This window comes from Pseudomonas sp. CGJS7 (genome assembly GCF_036961695.1).
Window position 1 is genome coordinate 16,875 of the sequence record NZ_JBAMDI010000106.1, and the last position, 22,597, is coordinate 39,471.

General features: G+C 67.0%; 14 protein-coding genes. 7 read left to right on the plus strand and 7 right to left on the minus strand.

Features of this window, described 5'->3' with window-relative positions:
- Window positions 1-173 precede the first annotated feature (173 nt).
- The gene (locus V7787_RS39765) at window positions 174-1,052 is read left to right on the plus strand and encodes a LysR family transcriptional regulator (RefSeq protein WP_336093124.1); all 879 of its coding nucleotides are present in this window, start codon (window positions 174-176) and stop codon (window positions 1,050-1,052) included.
- A gap of 56 nt (window positions 1,053-1,108) precedes the next feature.
- Here the strand turns inward: V7787_RS39765 and V7787_RS39770 are convergent, their stop codons facing one another.
- Window positions 1,109-1,276: a hypothetical protein gene (locus V7787_RS39770; protein WP_336093126.1), complete on the minus strand. Its 168-nt coding sequence runs from the start codon at window positions 1,274-1,276 to the stop codon at window positions 1,109-1,111.
- Between the two features lie 255 nt (window positions 1,277-1,531).
- On the opposite strand from V7787_RS39770, the gene V7787_RS39775 reads away from it, so the two are divergent.
- The 6 genes from V7787_RS39775 to V7787_RS39800 all read left to right on the plus strand — a co-directional run bounded on the left by V7787_RS39775 (window position 1,532) and on the right by V7787_RS39800 (window position 11,797).
- The gene (locus tag V7787_RS39775) at window positions 1,532-3,814 is read left to right on the plus strand and encodes a TonB-dependent receptor (protein WP_336093128.1); all 2,283 of its coding nucleotides are present in this window, start codon (window positions 1,532-1,534) and stop codon (window positions 3,812-3,814) included.
- 79 nt (window positions 3,815-3,893) lie between these two features.
- Window positions 3,894-5,393, plus strand: a complete 1,500-nt coding sequence (locus tag V7787_RS39780; RefSeq protein ID WP_336093129.1) for a serine hydrolase domain-containing protein — start codon at window positions 3,894-3,896, stop codon at window positions 5,391-5,393.
- Complete coding sequence (locus V7787_RS39785) at window positions 5,390-6,328, plus strand: ribokinase (protein ID WP_336093130.1); 939 nt, start codon at window positions 5,390-5,392, stop codon at window positions 6,326-6,328. The genes V7787_RS39780 and V7787_RS39785 overlap by 4 nt, the downstream gene beginning before the upstream one ends.
- A 63-nt stretch (window positions 6,329-6,391) precedes the next feature.
- A complete protein-coding gene (locus tag V7787_RS39790) occupies window positions 6,392-8,572 on the plus strand; it encodes a formylglycine-generating enzyme family protein (protein ID WP_336093132.1) in 2,181 nt (726 codons plus the stop codon).
- A 3-nt stretch (window positions 8,573-8,575) separates the two neighbouring features.
- Complete coding sequence (locus V7787_RS39795) at window positions 8,576-10,462, plus strand: glycoside hydrolase family 127 protein (RefSeq protein ID WP_336093134.1); 1,887 nt, start codon at window positions 8,576-8,578, stop codon at window positions 10,460-10,462.
- Window positions 10,463-10,594: 132 nt separating this feature from the next.
- Window positions 10,595-11,797 carry a CaiB/BaiF CoA transferase family protein gene (locus V7787_RS39800; protein ID WP_336093136.1) on the plus strand — a complete coding sequence of 401 codons (1,203 nt, stop codon included), beginning with the start codon at window positions 10,595-10,597 and terminating at the stop codon, window positions 11,795-11,797.
- Window positions 11,798-12,024: 227 nt separating this feature from the next.
- On the opposite strand, the gene V7787_RS39805 is transcribed toward V7787_RS39800, so the two are convergent.
- From V7787_RS39805 to bacA, 6 genes are all read right to left on the minus strand, one after another.
- Window positions 12,025-12,732, minus strand: coding sequence for a phospholipase D-like domain-containing protein (locus V7787_RS39805; protein WP_336093138.1), 708 nt, complete (start codon window positions 12,730-12,732; stop codon window positions 12,025-12,027).
- A 13-nt stretch (window positions 12,733-12,745) separates the two neighbouring features.
- Window positions 12,746-18,106 carry a DNA repair ATPase gene (locus V7787_RS39810; protein ID WP_442965350.1) on the minus strand — a complete coding sequence of 1,787 codons (5,361 nt, stop codon included), beginning with the start codon at window positions 18,104-18,106 and terminating at the stop codon, window positions 12,746-12,748.
- 107 nt (window positions 18,107-18,213) lie between these two features.
- Window positions 18,214-20,256, minus strand: a complete 2,043-nt coding sequence (locus V7787_RS39815; protein WP_442965351.1) for a hypothetical protein — start codon at window positions 20,254-20,256, stop codon at window positions 18,214-18,216.
- Window positions 20,257-20,336: 80 nt separating this feature from the next.
- Complete coding sequence (locus tag V7787_RS39820) at window positions 20,337-21,044, minus strand: hypothetical protein (RefSeq protein WP_336093141.1); 708 nt, start codon at window positions 21,042-21,044, stop codon at window positions 20,337-20,339.
- Window positions 21,045-21,100: 56 nt separating this feature from the next.
- Window positions 21,101-21,817 (minus strand): PspA/IM30 family protein, encoded by a 717-nt coding sequence (locus V7787_RS39825; RefSeq protein ID WP_336093142.1) that lies wholly within the window; start codon window positions 21,815-21,817, stop codon window positions 21,101-21,103.
- Between the two features lies 1 nt (window position 21,818).
- The gene (gene bacA, locus V7787_RS39830) at window positions 21,819-22,445 is read right to left on the minus strand and encodes a biofilm formation regulator BacA (protein ID WP_336093143.1); all 627 of its coding nucleotides are present in this window, start codon (window positions 22,443-22,445) and stop codon (window positions 21,819-21,821) included.
- Window positions 22,446-22,597: the final 152 nt, after the last annotated feature.

A 22,597-nucleotide genomic window follows, 5' to 3' on the forward strand; every position in this document is an offset into this window, starting at 1 on the left:
ATGACGGATGAAATTCGCGCCGATTGTTCGCCGAGCGCGCCGCAGCGCCAAGACGCGGCGACTATATTCACACGCAGGTTCCGCTTGGCTCCGACAATGCGCCGTCCGACACAACGGGCGTGGCATGGGGCACGGCGCTCGGGTAGCCTGCCGACATCAACCAGCGGGGCCTCGTGGAAACCCAATTCCTAAACACGTTCGTCACCGTGGTCGACCAGGGTTCGATGGCCGCCGCCGCGCGCGTGCTCAACATCACCCCGGCCGCGGTCGCGCAGCAGATCCGCACGCTGGAACGCGAGATCGGCGCGCCGTTGATCGCCCGCGTCGGCCGCACCGTCAGCGTCACCGAGGAAGGCGCGCGGATCTTGCCGCGCACCCGCGAGCTGCTGCGCAACGTCGCCGACCTGCGCAGCGTCGCCAACGAAAGCGACGTCGCCGGCGAGCTGCGCCTGGGCGCGTGCCCGACCGCGCTGGCGGGGATGCTGCCGGACGTGCTCGCGCGCATGGTCGAGTCGTTTCCCGGCATCAATGTGTTCATCCAGCCCGGTTACTCGGCCGACCTGTATCACAGCGTGGAAAAGGGCGACGTCGATGCGGCGGTGGTGCTGCAGGCGCCGTTCCCGCTGCCCAAGACCTGCGAGTGGCAGTTGCTGCGCGAGGAGCCGCTGATCGTGCTGGCGCCGGCGAGCATGGCCGACCGCGATCCGCACGAGTTGCTCAAGACCCAGCCGCTGATCCGTTACGACCGTCACCATTGGGGCGGCCGCCAGGCCGACGAATACCTACGCCAATCCAACATCGTGCCGCGCGAGCGTTTCGAATTGAACGCGCTCAACGCGATCGCGGTGATGGTCGACCGCGGCCTGGGCGTGTCGCTGGTGCCCGACTGGGCGCCGCCGTGGCCGGAAGGCCTGAAGCTCGCGCGCATTCCGCTGCCCGATGCCTCGGCCAAGCGCTGCATCGGCATCGTCTGGTCGCGTTCGAGCGTGCGGGTGCGGCTGGTGACGGCGTTCTTGCGCGAAAGCCGCAAGGTGGTCGGGGTCGGGGCGTAGTAGCCACCCCGCCTCGCCCTTCGATCCCACCCAATCACCGCCCCCCCACCTCACCGTCATTCCGGCGAAAGCCGGAATCCATTTTGACTTTGCGCGTACTCCACGCCATCGACGCGGGTGCGGCCGAGATCAAGATCAAAATGGATTCCGGCTTTCGCCGGAATGACGGGGTGACGAATGGCGGGGTATCGAATGGCAGGCAATGACGGGTCTTTGGCGACCACAGCCCCCGCTCCGATGCTGCACCGCCGCAATAGTTTTTCTATCGATCCAGGCCACTTAAGCCAACAAAACCTAGTCTCTGAACATACCCCGCATCGGTTCCAACCGTGACGGCGAGCGCATAGGCTCGCTGGAAACTTGCACGGACGGTGCGCGAGGGGAAAGCCGCGACAGACGGCGGCGCCATCGTCCCGATGCATGCGAGCACGCGCCGCAACGGTATGCCCGCGCGATCACCGGCACTCAACGAGACAGACATGGTCAAGCCACTCACCGCCGCGATCGGCAGCATCCTGCTGCTGTCCACCATCGCGGGCAACGCGCAAGCCCAGCAAGCCGACCAGCAAGCCCGAACGCCCGCCGACGACGCCGGCGACAAAGCCGCGGTCAATCTCGACAACGTGGTGGTCACCGGCACCCGCAGCCCCAAGGCGGTCGACAAGATTCCCGGCGCGATCACCCTGGTGTCCAAGGCCGAACTGGCCCGCTCGCTGGTGCTGACCGAAGACGCCACCGCGGTGCTGGCGCGGACCGTGCCCGGTTACGCCGAGTCCTCGCAGGCGATGAGCAACACCGGCGAGAACCTGCGCGGCCGCGTCGCCCTGCGTCTGTTCGACGGCGTGCCGCAGGGCTCGCCGCTACGCGAAGGCACCCGCAACGGCACCTTCACCGACATGGGCGTGGTCGGCCGGATCGAGGTCATCAACGGCCCGTCCGCCTCCGAAGGCATCGGCGCCGCCGGCGGCATCATCAATTACCTGTCCGCCTCGCCGACCAAGGAAGGCAACGAGTTCACCGTCACCTCGCGCTACACCACCCAGTTCAAGGACGACAGCGCCGGCTGGAAGCTCGGCGCCACCTTCGCCCGCAAGGCCGGCAACTTCGACATGATCGCGGCGGTCTCGTTCCTGGACCGCGGCATCACCTACGACGGCAACGGCCGCCGCATCGGCATGAACACCAGCGGCTCGCTGGCCGACACCGAAGCGCGCAACCTGTTCCTCAAGGCCGGCTACGATTTCGGCGAAGACGGCGTGCAACGCATCGAAGGCTCGGTCAGCCACTTCAACATCGAAGGCAAGGCCAACTACGTGCAAGTGCTGGGCTGCCGGCCCGATGAGCGCGCGCTGTGCGGCGACACCCGCACCAATACCTCCGAGCGCGGCAGCATCTTCGGCTCCAAGGCCGCGATCAACGACTTCAAGCAATACCAGCTGACCTACACCCACGCCGATTTCTTCGGCGGCACGCTGACCTTGAACGGCTACAAGGCCGATCAGCAAATGCGTTATCTGCCGGAAAACACCATCGAACGGCAAGACCCGCTGATCGCGCCGATCAACTCGCTGTACGACCAGTCCGAAATCGTCACCGCCAAGAAGGGCCTGCGCACGTCGTGGGCGCGCCCGTCGCTGTTCTCGGTCGACGGCCTGGAACTGCGGGTCGGTCTGGACCTGGTCGAGGACACCGCCGAGCAGCGCCTGGCGCTGACCGACCGGTTGTGGGTGCCGCCGATGGAGTACAAGAGCCGCGCGCCGTGGATGCAGCTGTCGTGGGACATCGGCCCGGTGACGCTGTCGGGCGGCGTGCGCCGCGAAGACGGCGAGCTGCACGTGGACAGCTACACCACCACTTGGTACCGCGACCGCCGCAACGTCAACGGCGGCACTCTGGATTATCAGGAGACCTTGAAGAACTTCGGCGCGGTCTGGCGCATCGATGAGGCCTGGTCGGTGTTCGGCTCGTACGGCGAAGGCTTCACCCTGGCCAACGTCGGCATTCCGCTGCGCAATATCCAATGCTCCGGCGACGGCGGCAGCGTGCAGACCGACGGCTGCCCGAACGATCCGCCGATCAGCGTCGGGGATCTGCTCGACCTCAACGCGATCGTGGTCAAGAACACCGAGTTCGGCTTCAACTGGCGCGGCGAACGCGGTGCCCTGAGCGCGTCGCACTACGATTCCAAATCCGACTACGGCCAATCGCTGGCGATCGATCCGGCCACCAACGATTTCGTGCTGCTGCGCGCGCCGGTGCGGATCAAGGGCTATGAGCTGTCCGGCGAATGGCGCTTCAACCCGGATTGGCGCTTGAGCGCCGTGTACTCGCACACCCGCGGCAAGACCGCGTTCTGGTCGGCCGACGCCGCCGGCCGCTACGGCGCGGGCGGCTTGAACAAGCCGATGGGCGTGCTCGACATCAACCCGGACAAGTTCGCCTGGACCCTGACCTGGAACGTCCTGCCGCGCGCCGACGTCAGCCTGGGCGCGACCACGCTGTTCTCGCGCGATCTGTCCGGCAGCGACGTGCGCGCGTTCGACAACCGCAGCTTCAGCTTCGTCGAGAAGACCCGCGGCTACACCTTGTTCGACCTGGGCATGAACTACGAGACCGAGCGTTACGGCAAGTTCTCCGTCGGCATCGAGAACCTGTTCGACAAGCAGTACATCCTGAGCTGGTCGCAGCCGCCGGGCGGCTTCCAGAACTACTGGGCCGGGCGCGGACGCACGCTGTCGATCACCCATACCTTCAAGTTCTGAACCGCGCTCTCGCCCGCACCACACCGCCGCCGGCCCGCAGGCCCGCGGCGGCCGCTTTCGCTCTTCAGGACCTGATGCCTTGCCCGCCTTCGCCGCCCTCCGCTGTTGCCTGCTGATCCTGAGTGCGGGCTGGGCGGGCGCGGCGTTGGCCGGCAGCGATTCGCCGGCCGCGCGCGCCGATGACGCGGCCGCGGCGGACTTCGGCGCGCTGCACGCCTTCATGCGCAAGGCCACCGATGCCGACGGTTACCTCGGCGCGGTCACGCTGATCGTTCGCGATGGCCGCATCGTCGATTTCCGGGCCTACGGCCAACGCGATCTGGCCCGGCGCGAAGCGATGCGCCGCGATTCGATCTTCCGCATCTATTCGATGAGCAAGACCGTCGCCTCGGCGGCGGTGATGCTGCTGGTCGAACAAGGGCGGATCGGCGTGGACGATCCGGTGTCGCGCTATCTGCCCGAGTTGGTCGATCGCCAGGTGATGAGCGGCGATCCCGCTGCGCCACGCACCCGCGCGGCCGCGAGCGAGATCACTATTCGCCACTTGTTGACCCACACCGCGGGTTTCGCCGCCGGACTGCAAGGCGATGCCGCGGCGCAGGCCGCGACGCAACGCAACGATCCGCACGCCGCCGCCGACCTGCGCGGTTTCGTCGAACGTCTGAGCCAAGCGCCGCTGGCGGCCGATCCGGGCACCCGTTTCGGTTACGACGGCGCGGCGATCGAAGTGTTGGCGCGGGTGGTCGAAGTGGTGGGCCGGCAACCGTTCGATGCGTTCCTGCGCGAGCGGATCTTCCTGCCGCTGGGGATGCGCGACACCGGCTTCAGCGTCCCCGCTTCGCAACGCGGGCGGGTGGTGGATATCACGACGATGGACGACAAGGGCCGCTTGCGCATCGCCGATGGGCCGAGCGCGCGCGAGCCCGGTGCGGCTTTGAATGCGTATCCCAGCGGCGCGGGCGGGTTGTATTCCACCGCTTGCGATTACGCGCGGTTTGCGCAGATGTTGCTGGATGGGGGCGCGATCGCCGGCGAGCTGGGCGATGGCCGTTGCGAGTCGATGGCATCGCAAGACGCTGCAAAACCCGCAAAGCCGTCATTCCCGCGAATGCGGGAATCCAGCGACTTTCGTGCGAGTGCGACAAAGGCACTGGATTCCCGCGTTCGCGGGAATGACGGTAGGGGGGAGCGCGGCGAGCTTGATGTTTCGCGCTCGGAACCGCGCCGCCTGCTCCGCGCCGACACCGTCGCCGCAATGCTGCGCAACCAACTGACCATGCTCGACCCACCGGTGCACCAGTACAACGCCGGCGAAGGCTTCGGCTTCGGCGGCGCGGTGACCATCGACGTAACCAAGCGCGGCCAGCCCGGCTCGCTCGGCCGCTTCGGTTGGCCCGGCGCGGCCTCGACCACTTACGCGATCGATCCGGCACAACACTTGCTCGCCATCGCCCTGCTGCAGCATTTGCCGCGTGGCGACGGCGGCAAGGATCTGCCGCGGATCAGTCGCGATTTTTATCGACTGGTAGACGATGCGCTAAAGCAGCCGTACACCCCGAACGCGGATACGACGCAATGACCGGCAACAAACACCTTTCCGTCTTGGTCGCCGGCTCGGCTAACCTCGACTTCGTAGTCCGCGCCAGCCACGTACCCGCGCCCGGCGAAACCGTGCTCGGCCACGACATGGCCACCTACCCCGGCGGCAAGGGCGCCAACCAGGCGCTGGCCTGCGCGCGCGCCGGCGGCGCGGCCACACGCATGTTGCTGGCCTTGGGCGACGACGCCCACGCCGAGCCGATCGAACAGTCGCTGCGCGCAGCCGGAGTGGACCTGTCGATCCGCCGCAGCGACCGCGCCACCGGCACCGCCTTCATCTGCGTGTCCGACAGCGGCGAGAACGCGATCACCGTCGCCCCCGGCGCCAACGCGGCCCTGCGCGGCGACGACCTGCCCGCGCTCGACGGCGTGAGCTGGCTGCTGCTGCAACTGGAAACGCCGCTCGACGCGGTCCAGGCCTGGGCGCAACGCGCCCGCGCGGCCGGCGTGAAAGTCGCACTCAACGCCGCGCCCGCACACGCGCTGCCGGCCGGGTTGCTGGACTGCGTGGATCTGCTGATCGTCAACGAAGGCGAACTGGCGGCGCTGACCGGCATCGCCGACGACCTCGACGCCGCCGTGGCCGCAGTGCAAGTACCGCAACTGATCGTGACCCTGGGCGCGAACGGCTGCCTGGCCCGCATCGACGGCCAGCGCCTGCGCCAGGACGCCTTCGCGGTCGAAGCCGTGGACACCACCGCGGCCGGCGACACCTTCTGCGGCGCCTTGATCGCCGCGCTCGCCGGCGGCGCCGCCCCGGCGGCGGCCTTGCGCCGCGCCAGCGCCGCCTCGGCGCTGGCCTGCACCCGCCCGGGCGCGCAGACCAGCGTCCCCACTCACGCCGAAGTCGAAGCGCTGTTGCACACTGCCGATCGGCGGGTCGTCGCCGGCCCAGCGTCGGCCCCGGCCACCTGAGCGCCGGACACGAGCCCTGCAACCGCCCTGCCCGCCCACCGTTTTCGCGAATCCGAGTTCCCCATGTCCAGTTACGATCCCGCCGCCGACGCCGCCCCCGAAGACGAACGCCCGCGCGTGCGCAGCGAATACAAGTTCTCGCACGTCACCACCCAGCGCTATCTGCCGCTGCCGGGCAAGGCGCCGGGCTGGCCCTTCGCCGAGATCGGTCATTGGAAGATGGACGTCGACGGCACCCTCGACGACTGGATCGCCGAACTCAAGGATTGGCGCCGCGAGCATCTGATCCGGATCGGCTACGACGACGCCCATTACCGCCGCGCGGAACTGCAATGGGCGCAGCGCAATTTCGTCCACGCCCAGATGATGGCCGAGGACCGCTACTTCTACGATCCCGTCGAAGGCCGCTACACCGTCGACCGCTACCTCGACGATCTGCAACTTCGTTACGGCGGCATCGACAGCGTGCTGATCTGGCATGTCTACCCGAACATCGGCGTGGACGACCGCAACCAGTTCGATCTGGCCCGCGATCTGCCCGGCGGTCTGGACGGCTTGCGCGGCGCGATCGACGACTTCCACCGCCGCGGCGTGCGCGTGTTCCTGCCGACCATGCCCTGGGACCAGGGCACACGCGACAGCGGCAGCAAAGACTGGCAATGCGTAGCCGAACTGGTCGCCGCGGTCGGCGCCGACGGCGTCAACGGCGATACCTACAACGGCGTGCCGCGCGCGTTCTTCGACGCCTGCGACGCGGCCGGCCATCCGGTGGTGCTGCAGCCCGAATCGACCATCAGCGCCGAGGAAGCGCTGATCTGGAACGTGCAGAGCTGGGGCAAGAAGGCGCCGAACGAACTCATCCCGCCGGTGGCGAAGTTCAAGTGGCTGGAACCGCGCCACATGATCAACTACGAAAACCGCTGGGGCCGCGACCGCAACCACGACCTGCAATACATCTTCTTCAACGGCGTGGGCTACAACGCCTGGGAAAACATCTGGGGCCTGTGGAACCAACTGACCGATCGCGATGCAGAAACCCTGCGCCGCATCGCCGCCATCGAGCGCGCGTTCGCCGCGCACATGGTCAGCGCCGATTGGCGGCCTTATGCGCGCACGCTGCAGGCCGGCGTGTTCGCCAGCCGCTTCCCGCACGCGGGTTCGACGGTGTGGAACCTGGTCAACCGCAACGAGTACGGAGTCTGCGGCGAGCAGATCGCGGTCGAACACCGCGACGGCAACCGCTATTACGACCTGTGGAACGGCGCGGCCTTGCAGCCGCGCATCGACGGCGACCGTGCCGTGATCGAGTTCGCGATGGAAGGCCGCGGCTTCGGCGCGCTGCTGGCGCTGTCGGCGGACGCCGAACAGCCGGACCTCGAAGAATTCCTGACGCGCATGCGCGAACGCGCGGCCACGCCGCTGCATTGCTACAGCGCGCAGTGGCGCTCGCTGCAGCAGCGGTTGCTGCCGATCGAAGCGGTCGCGCCGGTCGCCGCCGCGCCGGAGGGCATGGTCGAGATTCCCGCCGGCGAGTTCGAGTTCAAGGTCGGCGGCGTGCAGATCGAAGGCCAGACCTGGGAAGGCGTGGACGTGCAGTACCCGTGGGAAGACAGCGCGCGCCGCAACCACCGCAAGCGCATGCGCTTGCCGCGCTTCTTCATCGACCGCACGCCGGTCACCAACGCGCAGTATCTGCAGTTCGTCCGCGCCAGCGGCTACGCGCCGCGCGACGCGCACAACTACCTGCGCGACTGGATCGACGGCGCGCCGCGGCCGGGCTGGGACAACCGTCCGGTCACCTGGGTGTCGATCGAAGACGCGCGCGCCTATGCGCAGTGGGCCGGCAAGCGCCTGCCGCGCGAGTGGGAATGGCACTACGCCGCGCAAGGCGACGACGGCCGCTTGTACCCCTGGGGCAACGACTGGCGCGAGGACGCCGTGCCCGCGCCCAACCGCGCACGCCGCCTGCGCGCGCCCGAGGACGTCGACGCGCACCCGGCCGGCGCCAGCCCGTTCGGCGTGCTCGATCTGGTCGGCAACGTCTGGCAATGGACCGACGAATACCACGACGAACACACCCGCGGCGCGGTGCTGCGCGGCGGCAGTTCGTACCAGCCGCAGACCTCGCATTGGTATTTCCCGCAGGCCTATCGCCTGGACCAACACAACAAGCTGCTGCTGATGGCGCCGAGCAAGGACCGCTCGGGCTGCATCGGCTTCCGCTGCGCCGCCGATGCGAGCTGAAGCATGAGCCCTCGCGATTTCGTTCCCGCGATCGATCCGGCCGGCATTCGCCTGGGCGGCCTGCTCGGCGATGCCTTGCGCGCCAACCTGGAAGGCCGGCTCTCGCATTTCATCGTCGACGAAACCAGCCCGGCGATCGCGATCTTCGCGCCGGAGCGGCGCCAGCAGAACCTGGAAGGCGATTGGTACGGCGAACACGCCGGCAAATGGCTGATCGCCGCGGCCAAGGCCGCCGCGCGCAGCGGCGACGCCGGCTTGCGCGCGCGCGTGCACCGGGTCGCCGACTTCCTGATTTCCACCCAGGAACCCGACGGCTACCTGGGCACCTACGCGCCCGAGCGCCGCTTCATGCGCAAGCAAGCGCCGCAGCCGGTCAGCTGGGACGGCGCGCCGAGCGTGCGCACCTGGGACATCTGGACCCATGCCTACCTGATGCTGGGTTTTCTGGAAGTGCACCGGCATTTCCGCGAACCGCGTTACCTCGACGCGGCGCGCAAGATCGGCGACTTGTGTTTGCGCACGCTCAGCGGCGGCGCGATCGACATCACCGAACTGGGCAACCACCACGGCATGTCGGCGACGGTGTTGCTGGATCCGGCGGTGGAGCTGTACATGGCCAGCGGCGACCGCGCGTACCTGGATCTGGCGCTGACCGTACTCGGCCAGGCCGACGCGCATCCGCAGCTGGCCCTGCTCACGCGCGCGTTGGGCGGCACCGACGCGGCCTGGATCGCGACCGGCAAGGCCTATCAACTGGCCTGGAATCTGGTCGGTCTGGCCAAGCTGTACCGGGTCAGCGGCCACGCCGACTACCTGCGCGCGGTCGAATCGGTGTGGCTCAGCATCCGCGAGCATCACCTCACCCTCGGCGGCGGCCCCTGGGGCGGCGTCGCCCACCGTTCGCGCGAAGCCTTCAATCCGGCCGGCGTGTTCAGCCCGCAAGGCTATGTGGAAACCTGTTCGACGCTGGCCTGGATTCAGCTCAACCGCGAGTTGTTGGCGATCACCGGCGATGCGCGTTACGCCGAGGAGATCGAGCGCTCGGCCTATAACGACCTGCTCGGCGCGCAGGCGCCCAACGGCGAGGACTGGTGCTACTACGTCTTCCCCAACGGCCGCCGCGTGCACACCACGTATTGGCGCTGCTGCAAATCCAGCGGCGCGATGGCGCTGGAAGAACTGCCGGGCGTGGCCTACACCCGCGGCGACGACGGCGAGATCGCGGTGAATGTGTATGGCCCGGGCTCGGCGCATATCGCCCTGGCCGCGGCCGGCGATGTCGGCATCCAGCAAGACACCGACTATCCGTTCTCCGGCGAGGTGCGCCTGCGCATCGCGCCGCAACGCGAAGCCGAGTTCGCGTTGAAGCTGCGCATTCCTTCCTGGGCCGAAGGCGCGCAGGTCGAAATCAACGGCACGCCGGCCGAGGGCGCAGTTGCGGCCGGCGACTACTTCAGCATCCGCCGCCGCTGGCGCCAGGGCGACACCATCGCGCTGCGCCTGCCGATGGCGCCGCGCACGCACGTGGCGATCAATCGCAACGTGCAAGAGTCGCGCGCGCCCGACGGCAGCGCGGTCGCGCAGGAAGTGCTGCACTACGAATATCTCGCCGTCACTTGCGGGCCGCTGGTGTATGCGACCGGTTTGATCGACGGCTTCAAGACCGAAGAAACCCTGCGCCTGCCCGCTGCGCCCGAGTCGGACTGGCTGCATTGGTCCGCGCCGGACGCGCGCGATCCGCTGCCGCGGATCGAGCTGAATCCGGGCTACCGCGAACCGCTGGTGTTCAAACCGTACTACTGCGCCGGCGGCCGCATCGATGGCGCGTGGCGATTGACCTGGATGTCGCTGGCGCCCCAGGCGGCCGGCGCGAACGAGGATCGCGCATGACTTCGCATCGGTTACACATCGGCCAAGCAAGAATTTGTAGCGCCAGAACATATGCCGCCCGCCTGTTTCCGCGCGTGTGCGCGGCGCAGAGTTGAACGGCCGCAAGGCAACCGCTTCCGGATTACCCACCGCATGGATTCCAATTCCCCCCACTTCGCCGGCGAACCGCGCCGCGGCACCGGCGAAGGTCCGCTGGCCGGCGTGCGGGTGCTCGATCTGAGCGCCTACATCGCCGGACCGTTCGGCTGCTCGCTGCTCGCCGATCAGGGCGCGGACGTGATCAAGATCGAACCGCCCGACGGCGACAATCTGCGCCAGTATCCGTCCACCCTGGCCAGCGAAAGCCGCGCCTTTCTCGGCGTGAACCGCAGCAAGCGCGGCATCGTGCTGGATCTCAAGCAGGCCGCCGACCACGCGGTGTTGTTGCGGCTGGTGCGCGAAGCCGACGTGCTGGTGCACAACTTCCGGCCCAGGGTGCCGCAGCGGCTGGGCATCGATTTCGAACGCTTGCAGCTGATCAACCCGCGCCTGATTTATTGCGCGGTCACCGGTTACGGCGAAAGCGGGCCGATGAAGGACAAGGCCGGTTACGACCAGGTGCTGCAGACCATGACCGGCATGTGCGCGCTGCAAGGCCCGCGCGGCGGCCCGCCGGAAATCATCTACGGCTCGGTGGTCGACTATTACGCCGCCGCCTTGCTCGCCGCCGGCGTGTCCTCGGCCTTGTTCGAACGCGAACGCAGCGGGCTGGGCCAATTCGTCGGCGTGTCGCTGCTGCGCAGCGCGCTGACCATGCAATCGGCGCGGATGATCTGGGCCGAGGGCGAAAGCCTGGACATCGGCCGCGACATGCGTTCGGGCGGCGTCACCGGCATCCACCCGACCCGCGACGGCCACATCTACATTTCCGCCAACACCGCGCGGTTCTGGAAATCGTTGTGCGAGAAGACCGGGCTGAGCGAACTGGCCGAGGACCCGCGTTACGACAGCGTGCGCAAACGCGCGCAAGCCGCGGGCGAGATCGTGCCGCGCCTGCACGCCGCCCTGGCCGCGCGCACGGCGATGGAATGGGAAGCGTTGTTCGGCGATGAGGTGCCGTGCGCGGCGGCGCGGCGGATCGAGGACATGTTCGAGCATCCGCAGGTCGTCGCCGAAGGCATCGTCGGCAGCATCGACCACCCGGGCGTCGGCCGGTATCGCGGCGTGGCGCAGTCGATCAAGTTCGGCCGCACTCCGGGGCCGGCGGCGTTCGCGGCGCCGATGCTGGGGCAGGATACGCAGGCGGTGAAGGATGAGTTGGACAGTACTGGCAAGGTCGGTCGAGGCCGGCGTTAACTCAACGCGGCTCCCACGCTCCCGCCTCCGCGCCACCCCCTACACCCGTCATTCCGGCGAAAGCCGGAATCCATTTTGATCCTGCTTCTGGCTCTAACCACGGAACAAAGCAAAGACAACGGCAAAATGGATTCCGGCTTTCGCCGGAATGACGGTGGTGGGGGATTGCGGTCGAAGCTGGCGGAGATTGCCGTCGGTAGCGCAGTGCGGCCGATCTGGCCGCTGACTCAATACCGCCCCGCGCCCGCCTCCACCGCGAACTTCTCCCACAACTCCTCGAAATGCCCACCGAAGCTGCGCACCAGGTTCGCATCGTCGGTCACCACCAGATTCTCCTCGTTGCTGGTGGTCGCGCTGCGGGTCCAATTGAAGCTGCCGTTGGCCAACAAGCGCCCGTCGAACAACGCGAACTTGTGGTGCATATGGAACGGGCTGTCGTCGATCCGCACCGCCACGCCCAGCTCACGCAGGCGCAGCACGTCGCTGCCTTCGTCGTATTTCTTGTCGTTGTCGCTGATCACCCGCACCTCGATCCCGCGCCGGTGGCAGGCCAGAATCTCCTCGGTCAGGCGATCGTCGGAAATGGTGTAGACGCAGATCGCGACGCTGCGCTTGGCGCCGCGGCACAGTTCGCGCAGCTTGCGCAGGCAGGCGTCGCCGGGAGCGAAATAGGCGCTGGACACCACCGCGGCCGGCGCGGCCACCGTGTCCAGGGTCTTGACCACCTGCTCCAGCCAACGCAACGCATCCAGGGTCCGCACCGGCTCGGCCAGCATCAGCTCGCGGGTCATGTCGAAGGCGCGGTTGCGCAAATAGCGCACCCGGTCGGCGCCGATGCCCGCGCCCAACTCGCGCAGTTCGAACTTTTCTTCGTTGTCGAGCGCGTAGTCGTCGAGACTGTCGCGCAGTTTGCGGTCGAGCTGTCCAAAATCCATTTACGTCGATCCCTCAGCGTTGGATACGGCCGTTGAGCCGGTCGGCGAATTCGTTGAGCGCGCGTTGCAGCTCTTTCTGTTGCTCGGTCATCGCCGCGCGGGTCGGCGCGTCGTGGACCTCGCGTTCGCCCAATTGCTTGAACAGCTCCACCAGCGCCTCGTTGATCCGGCTCTGGCGGTCGCCGCTGTCCTGCAGGCGTTCGACCAAGGGATCGAAGGCCTGCCGCAACGACGGCCCCAGGCGGCTCAGCAGCGCATCGAAATCCGGCGCGGGCGCGGGCTCCTGCGGCGGCGGCGCGGCAGGCGTCGCGCTGGCCTGGGCCACGCGTTCGAGCGCGGCCAGAATCTCCGCCCACGGCGCCGGATCGGCTACCGGCGCCGCGGCGACCGGCGCGCGGCTGGCCGCCGAATCCAGCGCGCGCACGCTTTCGACCAAGTCGTTGAGCTGGGCGACCACGCGCCCGCCGACATCGTCGTCGCCCGCGCCCATTGCCTTGTTGCGCAGGAAATCGCGCTTGATCTGATTCCAGCGCGCGCTCTGCTCGGCGCTGAGCACGCTGCGCAACTCGGCCAGCTTGAGCAGGTTCTCTTCGGCGCCGGAGGTCAGCAACTGCGCCTCGCCCAGGTAGTGATCGCCGATCAACTGCTGCAACTCGGCCTGATTCATCACCGGCGAAATCTTCTCCGCCAGCTTGTTCATGTTGCGATAGCTGCCCTGCAGCTTGAACGGCGGCTCGGTGCGGTAGCTCTCGGCCTGGGCGGCGCTGGCGATGTATTGCTGGTTGACCTTGTAGACCACGTCGCGGACCTGGATCAGCCGCTCCAGGGTCGCGGCGATCTCGTTGATCTCCGCGCCGCTGTAGGCGTGGCTGAGTTCGTTGGCCGAGAACGGCTTGCCCTCGGCCTTGGCGACGAAGCGGTACAGATCGGCCATCTCGCGCGTGGCCAACGGCGCCAGCACCGGGTTGGAGGTCAGGCTGTTCTCGATATAGCTCAGCAGGAACGAGGCCTCCATGCCGCCGAGCACGTCGCCGAGGTTGTAGATGTCGGCGCGGTTGGCCAGCATGTCCGGAATCTTGAACACCTCGCCGGACTCGGTGTACGGGTTGCCCGCCATCACCACGCAGAACTTCTTGCCGCGCATGTCGTAGGTGCGGGTGCGGCCCTTCCACACGCCCTCGATGCGGCGGGTGCCGTCGCACAGGGAAATGAACTTCTGCAGGAATTCGGGATGGGTGTGCTGGATGTCGTCGACATACAGCATCACGTTGTTGCCCATCTCCAAGGCCAGATTGAGCTTGTCCAATTCCTGTCGCGAGGTCGCGTCCGGCGCCTGGGCCGGATCGAGCGAGCGCACCTCGTGGCCGAGCGCGGGGCCGTTGATTTTCATGAAAATCAGGCCCAGCCGGTGCGCCACGTATTCCATCAACGTGGTTTTTCCGTAACCCGGCGGCGAGATCATCATCAGCAAGCCCATCAGATCGCTGCGCTTGCTCTCGCCGACCGTGCCCATCTGCTTGGCCAGGTTGTCGCCGATCACCGACAGGTAGACGTCGTTGATGAGTTTGTTGCGCACGAACGAACTCAGCGGACGCGGCTTGAATTCATCCAGGCGCAAGGCGTGGCGCTCGCGGCCGACGATCTCCTGGCGCAGCGCCTGATAGCGCTGGAAGCCGGGCACGAAGTTCTCGCGGTGATGGCGCAGACGCGCCGACCAGTCGTCGATGGCCAGGCTCATGCGGCCTTCCTGGATCCGCGCGTGCTCGCCGAGCAAGCCTTGCACCGGCGCGCTGAGGTCGGTCTCGGCGATCTTGCGCGGGAAACCGTCGTCCAGCAGCGCCAGCGCCGCGGCTTCGGCCGCGTAACCGGCGATGGGCATCAGTTCCGGGTCGCGCGCCAAGGCCTCCAGCCAATGCAGCGCCAGCGCCCAGCGCGCGGCCGGACGTTCGCGCAGCGATTCCAAAGTGCCCACATAGCCGTCCCACATCCGCGCGGCGGTGAGCTTTTCGCGCAGCGCGTTCGACAACCGCTGGGCGTACTTGCTGAAGACGAACTGCGGATGCTCGGCCGACAGTTCCAGCACCAGGTACTCGGCGGCGCGCGGGGTCAGCGCCGGGTCGATCGGCAGCGCCTGTTCCTGCGCGTACGCGGCCATGGTCTGCGCGACTTCGCCGCGCAACGCCTGCAACCCCGCCGGGCTGCCGAACAGCCGCTCGATATCGGCCGCGGTGCGGGCGCGCTCCGGCCATTGCGCGGCGCCGTCGGAACCGCGGCATTGCGACCAGAACCACGCCGCCCAGGCGCGCGCCGCCGGCTCGTAGGCCAGGCTGCCGGCGCTGTCGCGCAAGGGCAGCAGCGCGCGCAGGATCAGGCTGGCGTCGTGATCGTGGATGCCCTTTTCATAGCCTTCGCGATAGCGCGGCGCGGCGAAGTCGCGCACCGTGCGCGCCAGCGTCTCGGGCTGGGCCAGTTGCTGGCGCAACAGGTCCAGACTCAGACCGTCGCTATTGGCCGCGGCGGCTTCGATCACCAATCCGGCCAGATACTCGCCGCGGTACAGCTGCGCCGATTCCGAATCCATCGACACGCCCCAATACGCGCGGGCGGCGTCCAGATCGGGGCTGTTCAAGGGCTCGAAGAAATCGGTCCCGGTCAGATGCAGATTCAACACCTCGCCGCGCGGCAGCAAGGTCAGATCGAGTTCCTGGGTGTTGACGCTGAAGCGATGGCGCGGCCCCAGCTTGATCACATCGCCGCCGGCCTCGAACAACTCGCTGCGGTCGCGCAACGCCCGCACCGCCTGATCGCGCGCGCCCTTGAGCCGCGCTTCGACGTCGTCGGCCTTGACGCTGTCCTTGAGCGAGCGCAGACGCTCGGCCAACTCGCGCAACTTCAGGATCAGCGCATCGCCGGCGAAGAACGCATTGAGCTCATCGCTGTTGGCGAAGCGCGCGGTGCGCCGGCTCAGGCCGTCGAGGATGCGCTTGGCCGCGTCCATCACCGCCTGCGCCTTGCGCTGGCGGTCGTCGAGCAAGGTCTGCTTGTGCGCCTCGAAAGTTTCCAGCAGTTCTTCGCGCTTGGACAGAATGTCGCCGAGGAAGGCTTCGTGCTCGCCGAACTGGCTCTCCAGTTCCTCCAGCTGCACCATCAGCCGCGAGAGCTGCTCATCGGCTTTTTCCGGATCCTGCGCCAGCGCCAGGGCGCTGGCGATGCTCTGGCCGAACAAGGTGAACTGGGCGCCGAACTGCGCCACCGATTCGGCCGAACCCAGGCTCTTGCGGCGCTGGTCGGCGCGCGCCTTGGCCTGATTGAGCTTGGCGTAGATTTCCGAAATCGATTCGACGATGCGGGTGCGCTGGGTGGCGTCGTCGACCTTGAGCGTGGCCATCAACGCCGACAGCATGTCCAAATCGCCCGACAGCGCCTGCATCCGGGTCAGGGGCTCGGCCAATTGCGCCACGCTGGCGGCCTGCTGCGCCTGCGCATCCAGCCCTTGCAGTTCCGTCGCCAGCGGCGCCAGCGCCTTGTCGCCGGCGAGGAAATCGCCGGTCGCAGCGCCGATGCGCTGGTGCGCGGCGATCAAGGCCTGCTCCATCGCGTCGATCGCGGCCACGTCGATGTAGCGGTAGTCGCGGATGGTCAACAGATGGCCGCGCTGCGCGGTCAGCGCGTTGAGCGCGTCGACGAATTCCTGGACCCGCTCCCAGTTCTCCGGCTGCAGGCTGTCCAGCAGCGCTTTCTGCTTGCTCTGCGCCTCGCGCATGGCCCGGTCGGACTGGCCGCGGATGCCTTCGACCTTTTCGTATTCGTCCAGCACCGACTCGGCGGTCGCGGCGATCTCGCGCAACAACGGCGCGACATCGCCGCAGTTCGGGTCCGATAACCAGTGGTGCGCGTCGAACAGGCGCCGGGTGTTCTGCGCCAACAGACCGTAACGCTGCGCCGAGACCTCGGTGGCCTCGATCTCGCGGCTCAGGCTGATCAGTTCGGACACGCCGCGGACCAGTTCGGCGTTGCCGATCTTGCCCATGAAGGTGTTGCCGGCCGGCTGCCGCGCCGCGTATTCGTCGCTGGCGTACGGCGTCTGCCAGACCTGCATTGGGTGCACCCGGGTCGGCTCATCGCTTTCGGTGGCGAAGATCACCATCCGCCCGTCTTCCAGGCGCGCATAGCCGTGACCGAAGATCGGCGTCTGCAGGCGCCGCTCGATCATGTTGTAGGTGAACATCGCGGTGCGGCCCTGCTCGGGCTCGTAGAACAGGTACAGCACGTCCTCGCCGTTGGGCGAACGGATGCTGCGCTTGTAGCGCATGCCGTCCATCGACTGGTCGAAGCGCTTGTGCTCGCCGTTTTGCAGGTAATAGCCGCCGGGGAAAATGATGCCGTGGTCTTCCGGCAACTGGATGCAGGCCAGGCCGATTTCGTCCAGGCGCACGATCTTGCGGGTCAGCGTGTTGAAGACCAGATAGCGCCACTGCTCTTCGCGATACGGCAGGATCTTGAGCAGGATCAGGCTGCCGACCTTGGCGAAGTCGACCTGCGCATCGTCCAGCGACTGGGTCTTGTCCTGGACCGGCTCGCGGTAGACGCCCTGGCCGTCCTCGGTGTTGTTCTCGACCTTGATGGTCAGATCGCCGCCGACCGTCTCGACGAACACGCTGTCGAGAATATTCAGGTGCGGATGGCGGCCGTTGACGGTCATCTCGCGGCCGGCGCGGATCCATTCGAAATCGAACGGCGCCGGCAGCGCGATGTCGCGCTCGCCGCGGTTGTCGATGTAGCGCACTTCGCCGCCGGGCGAAATCGACCAGCGGAACACCCGCAGGTCGGTGATGCGCTCGCCGATCTGGAACGCGGCCAGCAGCTTGCTGTCGCGCACGATCAGCTGGATCAGCCGGGTGTGCTTGTAATACGCGTACAGCTCGCGGAAATCCTGGGCGAAGCTGTCGATGCCCAGGAAGCTGCCCTTGAGCTCGACCGGAGTGACGTCGTAACCCTCCGGCCCCTGCACCAGCTTGTACAGGCAGAACACGTCCGCGACCGTGGTCTCTTTCTTGAGCCCCATGAACACGTTGTAGCCGAACACCAGGTGCTCGCCGACCTGGACGATGTCGCGGGCGACGCAGTTGTTTTCGGTGCGCAGGCGGAAGCGCCCGATCACTTCCATCTGGCTGCTGCCGAACTCGCTCAGGCGCTGCTTGTTCAAGCCGTCGGCGAGGCCGCGCAGGCGCTGGCCCTGTTCGCTCAGGCGCTTGCTCAGCACCTCGTAGGCGCCGCCCTGGGCGACGGCTTGGTCGACCGTCGCCCCGGCTTCGGGCTTGGCGCCGTCTTTGGAAGTTGCGCCCGCTGCCGCGGTCGGCTTGGTGTCCGCCATCAGTCCTTCGTCCTACCGATCCGGCTCCTGGCGCGATAAGCCCGCGCCGGAGACATCCATCCGATGCGCCGCCGCGCGGGCGGCGCATTCCCTGGCCCGCGCCGCGCTCAGGAATCGAGCGCGGTTTCGCCGGCGGCCTTGCCGTCCGGCGCGCCTTCGGTCTTGCTCAGCAGCCGCTGCAACACGTCCTGCACGATCGGACTCTTGCCGGCCACGCCTTCGATGGCCTTGCCCACCGACAGCGCCTTGGCGAAGGAATCGAAGAACGCGCCTTCGCCGCCGACGATGTCGATGTTGGCCTTGCTGAGCGCGGCGGCCAGCACGTCGGCCTGTTCCTTGGCCACTTCCTTGTTGGCGTCGATGCCGGCGATGGCCTGCTCGAAGTTCTTCTCCAGCTGCATGCGGAACTCTTCGTGCGCACGCGCCTGATCGCTGAGCGAATCCAGCGCGCCGAACTTCTGCGACAGGCCCTCGGCTTCGGACTTGAACTTCTGCAGCAGCACCTCGGCCTCGGACAGGCCCAGGTCGCGGTTGGCCTTGGCCTTGGCCGCGCCCAGCTGTTCTTCGCCGCGCGCCTGGGCGAACAGGTTTTCTTCCAGCACCTTGGCGTCGGACAGGCCCTGCTTCTGCTTGGCGTCGGCCTGCGCTTCGATCACCCGCGCCTGGGCCAGGCCCTTCTCCTGCTCGCCCTTGGCTTCCGCGCCCATGGTCTCGGCGACCACGCGGGCCTTGGCCAGACCTTCCTTTTCGATCGCCGCGGCGGTGATCTCGCGCACCCGCGCATCGGCCAGACCCGGCGCGGCGCGCTCGGCCTCGATGCCTTCGGCCATCTTCTTCTTGGCCTCCGACTGCTTGCCGGCCGCTTCCAGCTCGGCCTGGGCCAGCGTGGTCATTTCGATGGCCTTGTGCTTGGACGCGACCTCATCGGCCTCGGCCTGCTTGACCTGACGCACCAGCTCTTCCTCGGCCTGGGCCTGAGCGTGCAACACCATCACCTGCTTGGCGCGGTCGGCCTCGGAGACCTGGCGCACTTCCTTGATCCGCTCTTCTTCCTGGGCCACGGTCTTCTCGACCGCGATCCGGTCGCGGATCACGTTGGCGATTTCCTTGCGCTGTTCTTCCAGCGCCTTTTCCTTCTCGATCCGGTTCAGCTCGACCTCGCGCTCGCGCGCCACCACTTCCAGATCCTTGGCCCGGGTGACCTTCTCGACCTCGATCACCACCGCGCGCTGGCGATTCTGCTGGGCGACTTCGACTTCGCGCTGGCGGTTCTGCTCGCGGATGTCGAGCTGCTCCTGCACGCCGATGCGCGCCTGCTCGGCCTTCAGCCGCTCTTCTTCCTGGACCTTGAGCGTCTCGGCCTGCTCGCGCGCCTGGATGGTCTGGATCTCGCGCTTCTGCCGCGCTTCGGCATCGGCCTGCTGGCGTTCGAGCGCGAGCATGGCTTCGCGGGTTTCCACGTTCTTCTTGGTGATCGCCAGTTGCTCGTTGCGTTCGAGCTCGTTGGTGATGACGTTCTGCGCCGCGGTCAGTTCGGTGATCTTGCGGATGCCTTCGGCGTCGAGGATGTTGGTCGGGTCCAGCGAGGACTTCGGCGTTTGTTCCAGATAGTCGATGGCGACGTCTTCGAGAATGTAGCCGTTGAGGTCGTTGCCGATCACCTCGATGATCCGGTCGCGGAACTCCTGACGGTTCTCGAACAGCTTGACGAAATCGATCTGCTTGCCGACCGTCTTCAAGGCTTCGGAGAACTTGGCGTTGAACAGCTCGTTGACCGCGGTGCGGTCCGAAGCGCGGTCCACGCCGATGGCCTTGGCCACCTTGAGCACGTCCTGCTGGGTCTCGTTGACGCGCAGGTAGAACGCGACGGTGATGTCGGCGCGCATGTTGTCCTTGCAGATCAACCCGTCCTTGGCCCGGCGGTCGACTTCCAGGGTGATCAAGGAGATCTTCATGAACTCCTTCTTGTAGATCACCGGATACACCAGCGCGCCGGTGAAGTGCACCTTCGGCGTGGAGGACATGTCGTTGACGATCAGCGCGGTGCCTTGCGGAACCTTGATGTAGAACGCCTTGAACATCAGCAGCATGACGAACACGATCAGCACGGTGACGCCGATCAGCGTCAGCACCATGATTGCAGTACCCATTTGCATCTCCCTATGACTCGACTACCTGTGTTACGGACGCGGCGGCCGTAACGATATGGACGGAATGTCGCCGTGAGGCGTCACGCGCCGCGGAATTCGTCCTCGCTGACCACGCGGTAGGCGTTCTGGTCTTCGAGGTATTCGATCAGCACGACGCGATCGCCGCGCTTGAAGCGTTCGGGGTCGTCCTCGCGGATCTGCAGGATCAGGCCCGCGCCGCCGTCTTCGACGCTGGCGGTGCCGGTGATCCGGTTGACCGGGGTGCGGATCACCGCGGTCTGGCCGAGGATCGGCCGCGGCGGGCCGGGCTGCATCTTCTGCAGCAGCTTGCGCACCGGACGCAGCGCGAACGCCGCCACCGGTATCGCCAGGGCGAAGGCGACCACGATGGTCACCGCGCCGCCGACGATGCGCAGGGTCGCGGTCGGCAGCAGGTTGAGCAGATAGACATCGGCCAGATAGGTCAGCGCCCACGACACCCCGATCAGCGCGCTCAGCACGACCGTGATCGGAATTCCGCCCAGGCCCAGCCGCATCAGCGGATCGAACACGCTCTGGTGCTGATGGTGCGCGCCGTCGGCCAGGGTGTGATCGCTCAGAACGTGGCCATGGCTGTGCGCACCCAGGCCATCGCCGTGGCCGTGCAAGTCGCCGCCGACCCAGCCGTCGATCATTTCGCCGCCGACCAGACCCAAGGCCGACAGCAGCCAGTAACAGATCACCACCCCGAACAGGACGGTGTAGAACGCCGTCGGCAGCGTAAATATGGTGCTGATGAACTCGAACATCGTCTCCCTCCCCCGCTTGCCGCCGTCCCGGCGGCGCCTGCATTGCGCCGGCCCGCTCAGCCCGGCATTTTTTCCCGCAACCTGCGCAGCACCGCGTCGGCGCCGCCGTCGTCGGGCATGATCCCGGCTTCGCGCAGCTTGCGGTCGAGCGCGTCGCCGCGTTCGCTGCGCGCCAACTCCGCCGCCGCCTCCATCCGCGCGCCGCGCTCGGCTTGTTTCTGTTTGATCCGCGCCAGCGAATCGATCGCGGTCTGCAATTTGTTCTGCGGCCCGGCATAGCGCTGGGCCACCGCAGCTTGCGCGCGCTGCACGCTCTCGGTGGCCTTGACCGTGTCGAGCTGTTGCTTGAGCCGGCGGATGTTGCCTTCGGCCATGGCCACCGCCTTGCGCAGTTCGGCGGCGCTGGCGGCCAGTTCTTGCAGATGGCGCTCGTCGTCGCCGCGGTTGGATTCGAGCTGGACGATCTTGTCGGCGACTTCGCGCGCCAGGGTTTCATCGCCGGCTTCCAGCGCCTTGAGCGCGTAGCCTTCGTATTCTTCGACTTTCTGGCTGTGCTCGGCCAGCGCGCGTTGCGCCAGGGTGTGGCGGGCGAGCAGATGCGCCAGCGATTCGCGCGACTGGCGCAGCTCGATGTCGCAGTCGCGGATTTCCTGATCCAGGATCCGCAGCGCGCGGCTGTCGACCCAGGCCTCGCCGAGCTCGTGCGCGCCGCCGCGCAGCGAGGTCAGCAGCTTGCTCCAGATGTTGTCGCCGCCGTCGTGTTTGCCGGGCATGTCAGGCGGCCTCCTGCAGTTGCGTCTCGTAGGCCTCGGTGGCCTTGATGACGTTGTCGGCCAGGGTCTCGACTTCGTAGAGCACGTTGGACAAGGACGAGGCCGCGCTGAGCGAGCCGAACATCATGTACACCGACTCGCCGTCGGCCAGGGTCTCGATGCCGATGGTCGACAGCGGGAAGATCACCTTGTGGGTGCGCAGCACTTCTTCGTTGAACGCGGCCGGATCGCGCACGTGCGACACCGGCCACAGCAGCGCCTCGACCACGATCTGCTCGCCGACCACAGCCAGGAACAACGGCAGGTCGCCGTATTCGGCCATCACCAGATGCAGGCTGGCCTCGGAGCCGTCGATCAGTTCGATGGTCGAATCGCCATAGACGAATTCTTCGGTCTGCGACAAAGCGTCGTACAAACCGGCGGCCGTCCAGACCTTGCCGTCGTTCACATCCACCTCCACGCGTCCACGCCCCGGCGCCGCACCGCGCGGCTGCCGCATCCGCTTCTCCACCACCAGCAGTTCGTCGGCGAACTCGGGCAGCACCCACAGTTCCTTCTTGACCAGCCCTTTTTCGCGAAGACGCTCGCGATGGCGACGCTGGTAGTAGGCGGAGGATCGGCGTTCCATGGGACTCACGTTAATTCATCACATGTGACAGTGGCAAGGCGTGACATGTAAGAGCCGACGAACGGTGATGCCGCTCGCGGAACTGCAAGTCGCGCGCTTTAAAATCAATACGTTAGGGAAACAGGCAAGTCGGCTTGCGCAGCCACCGAGGG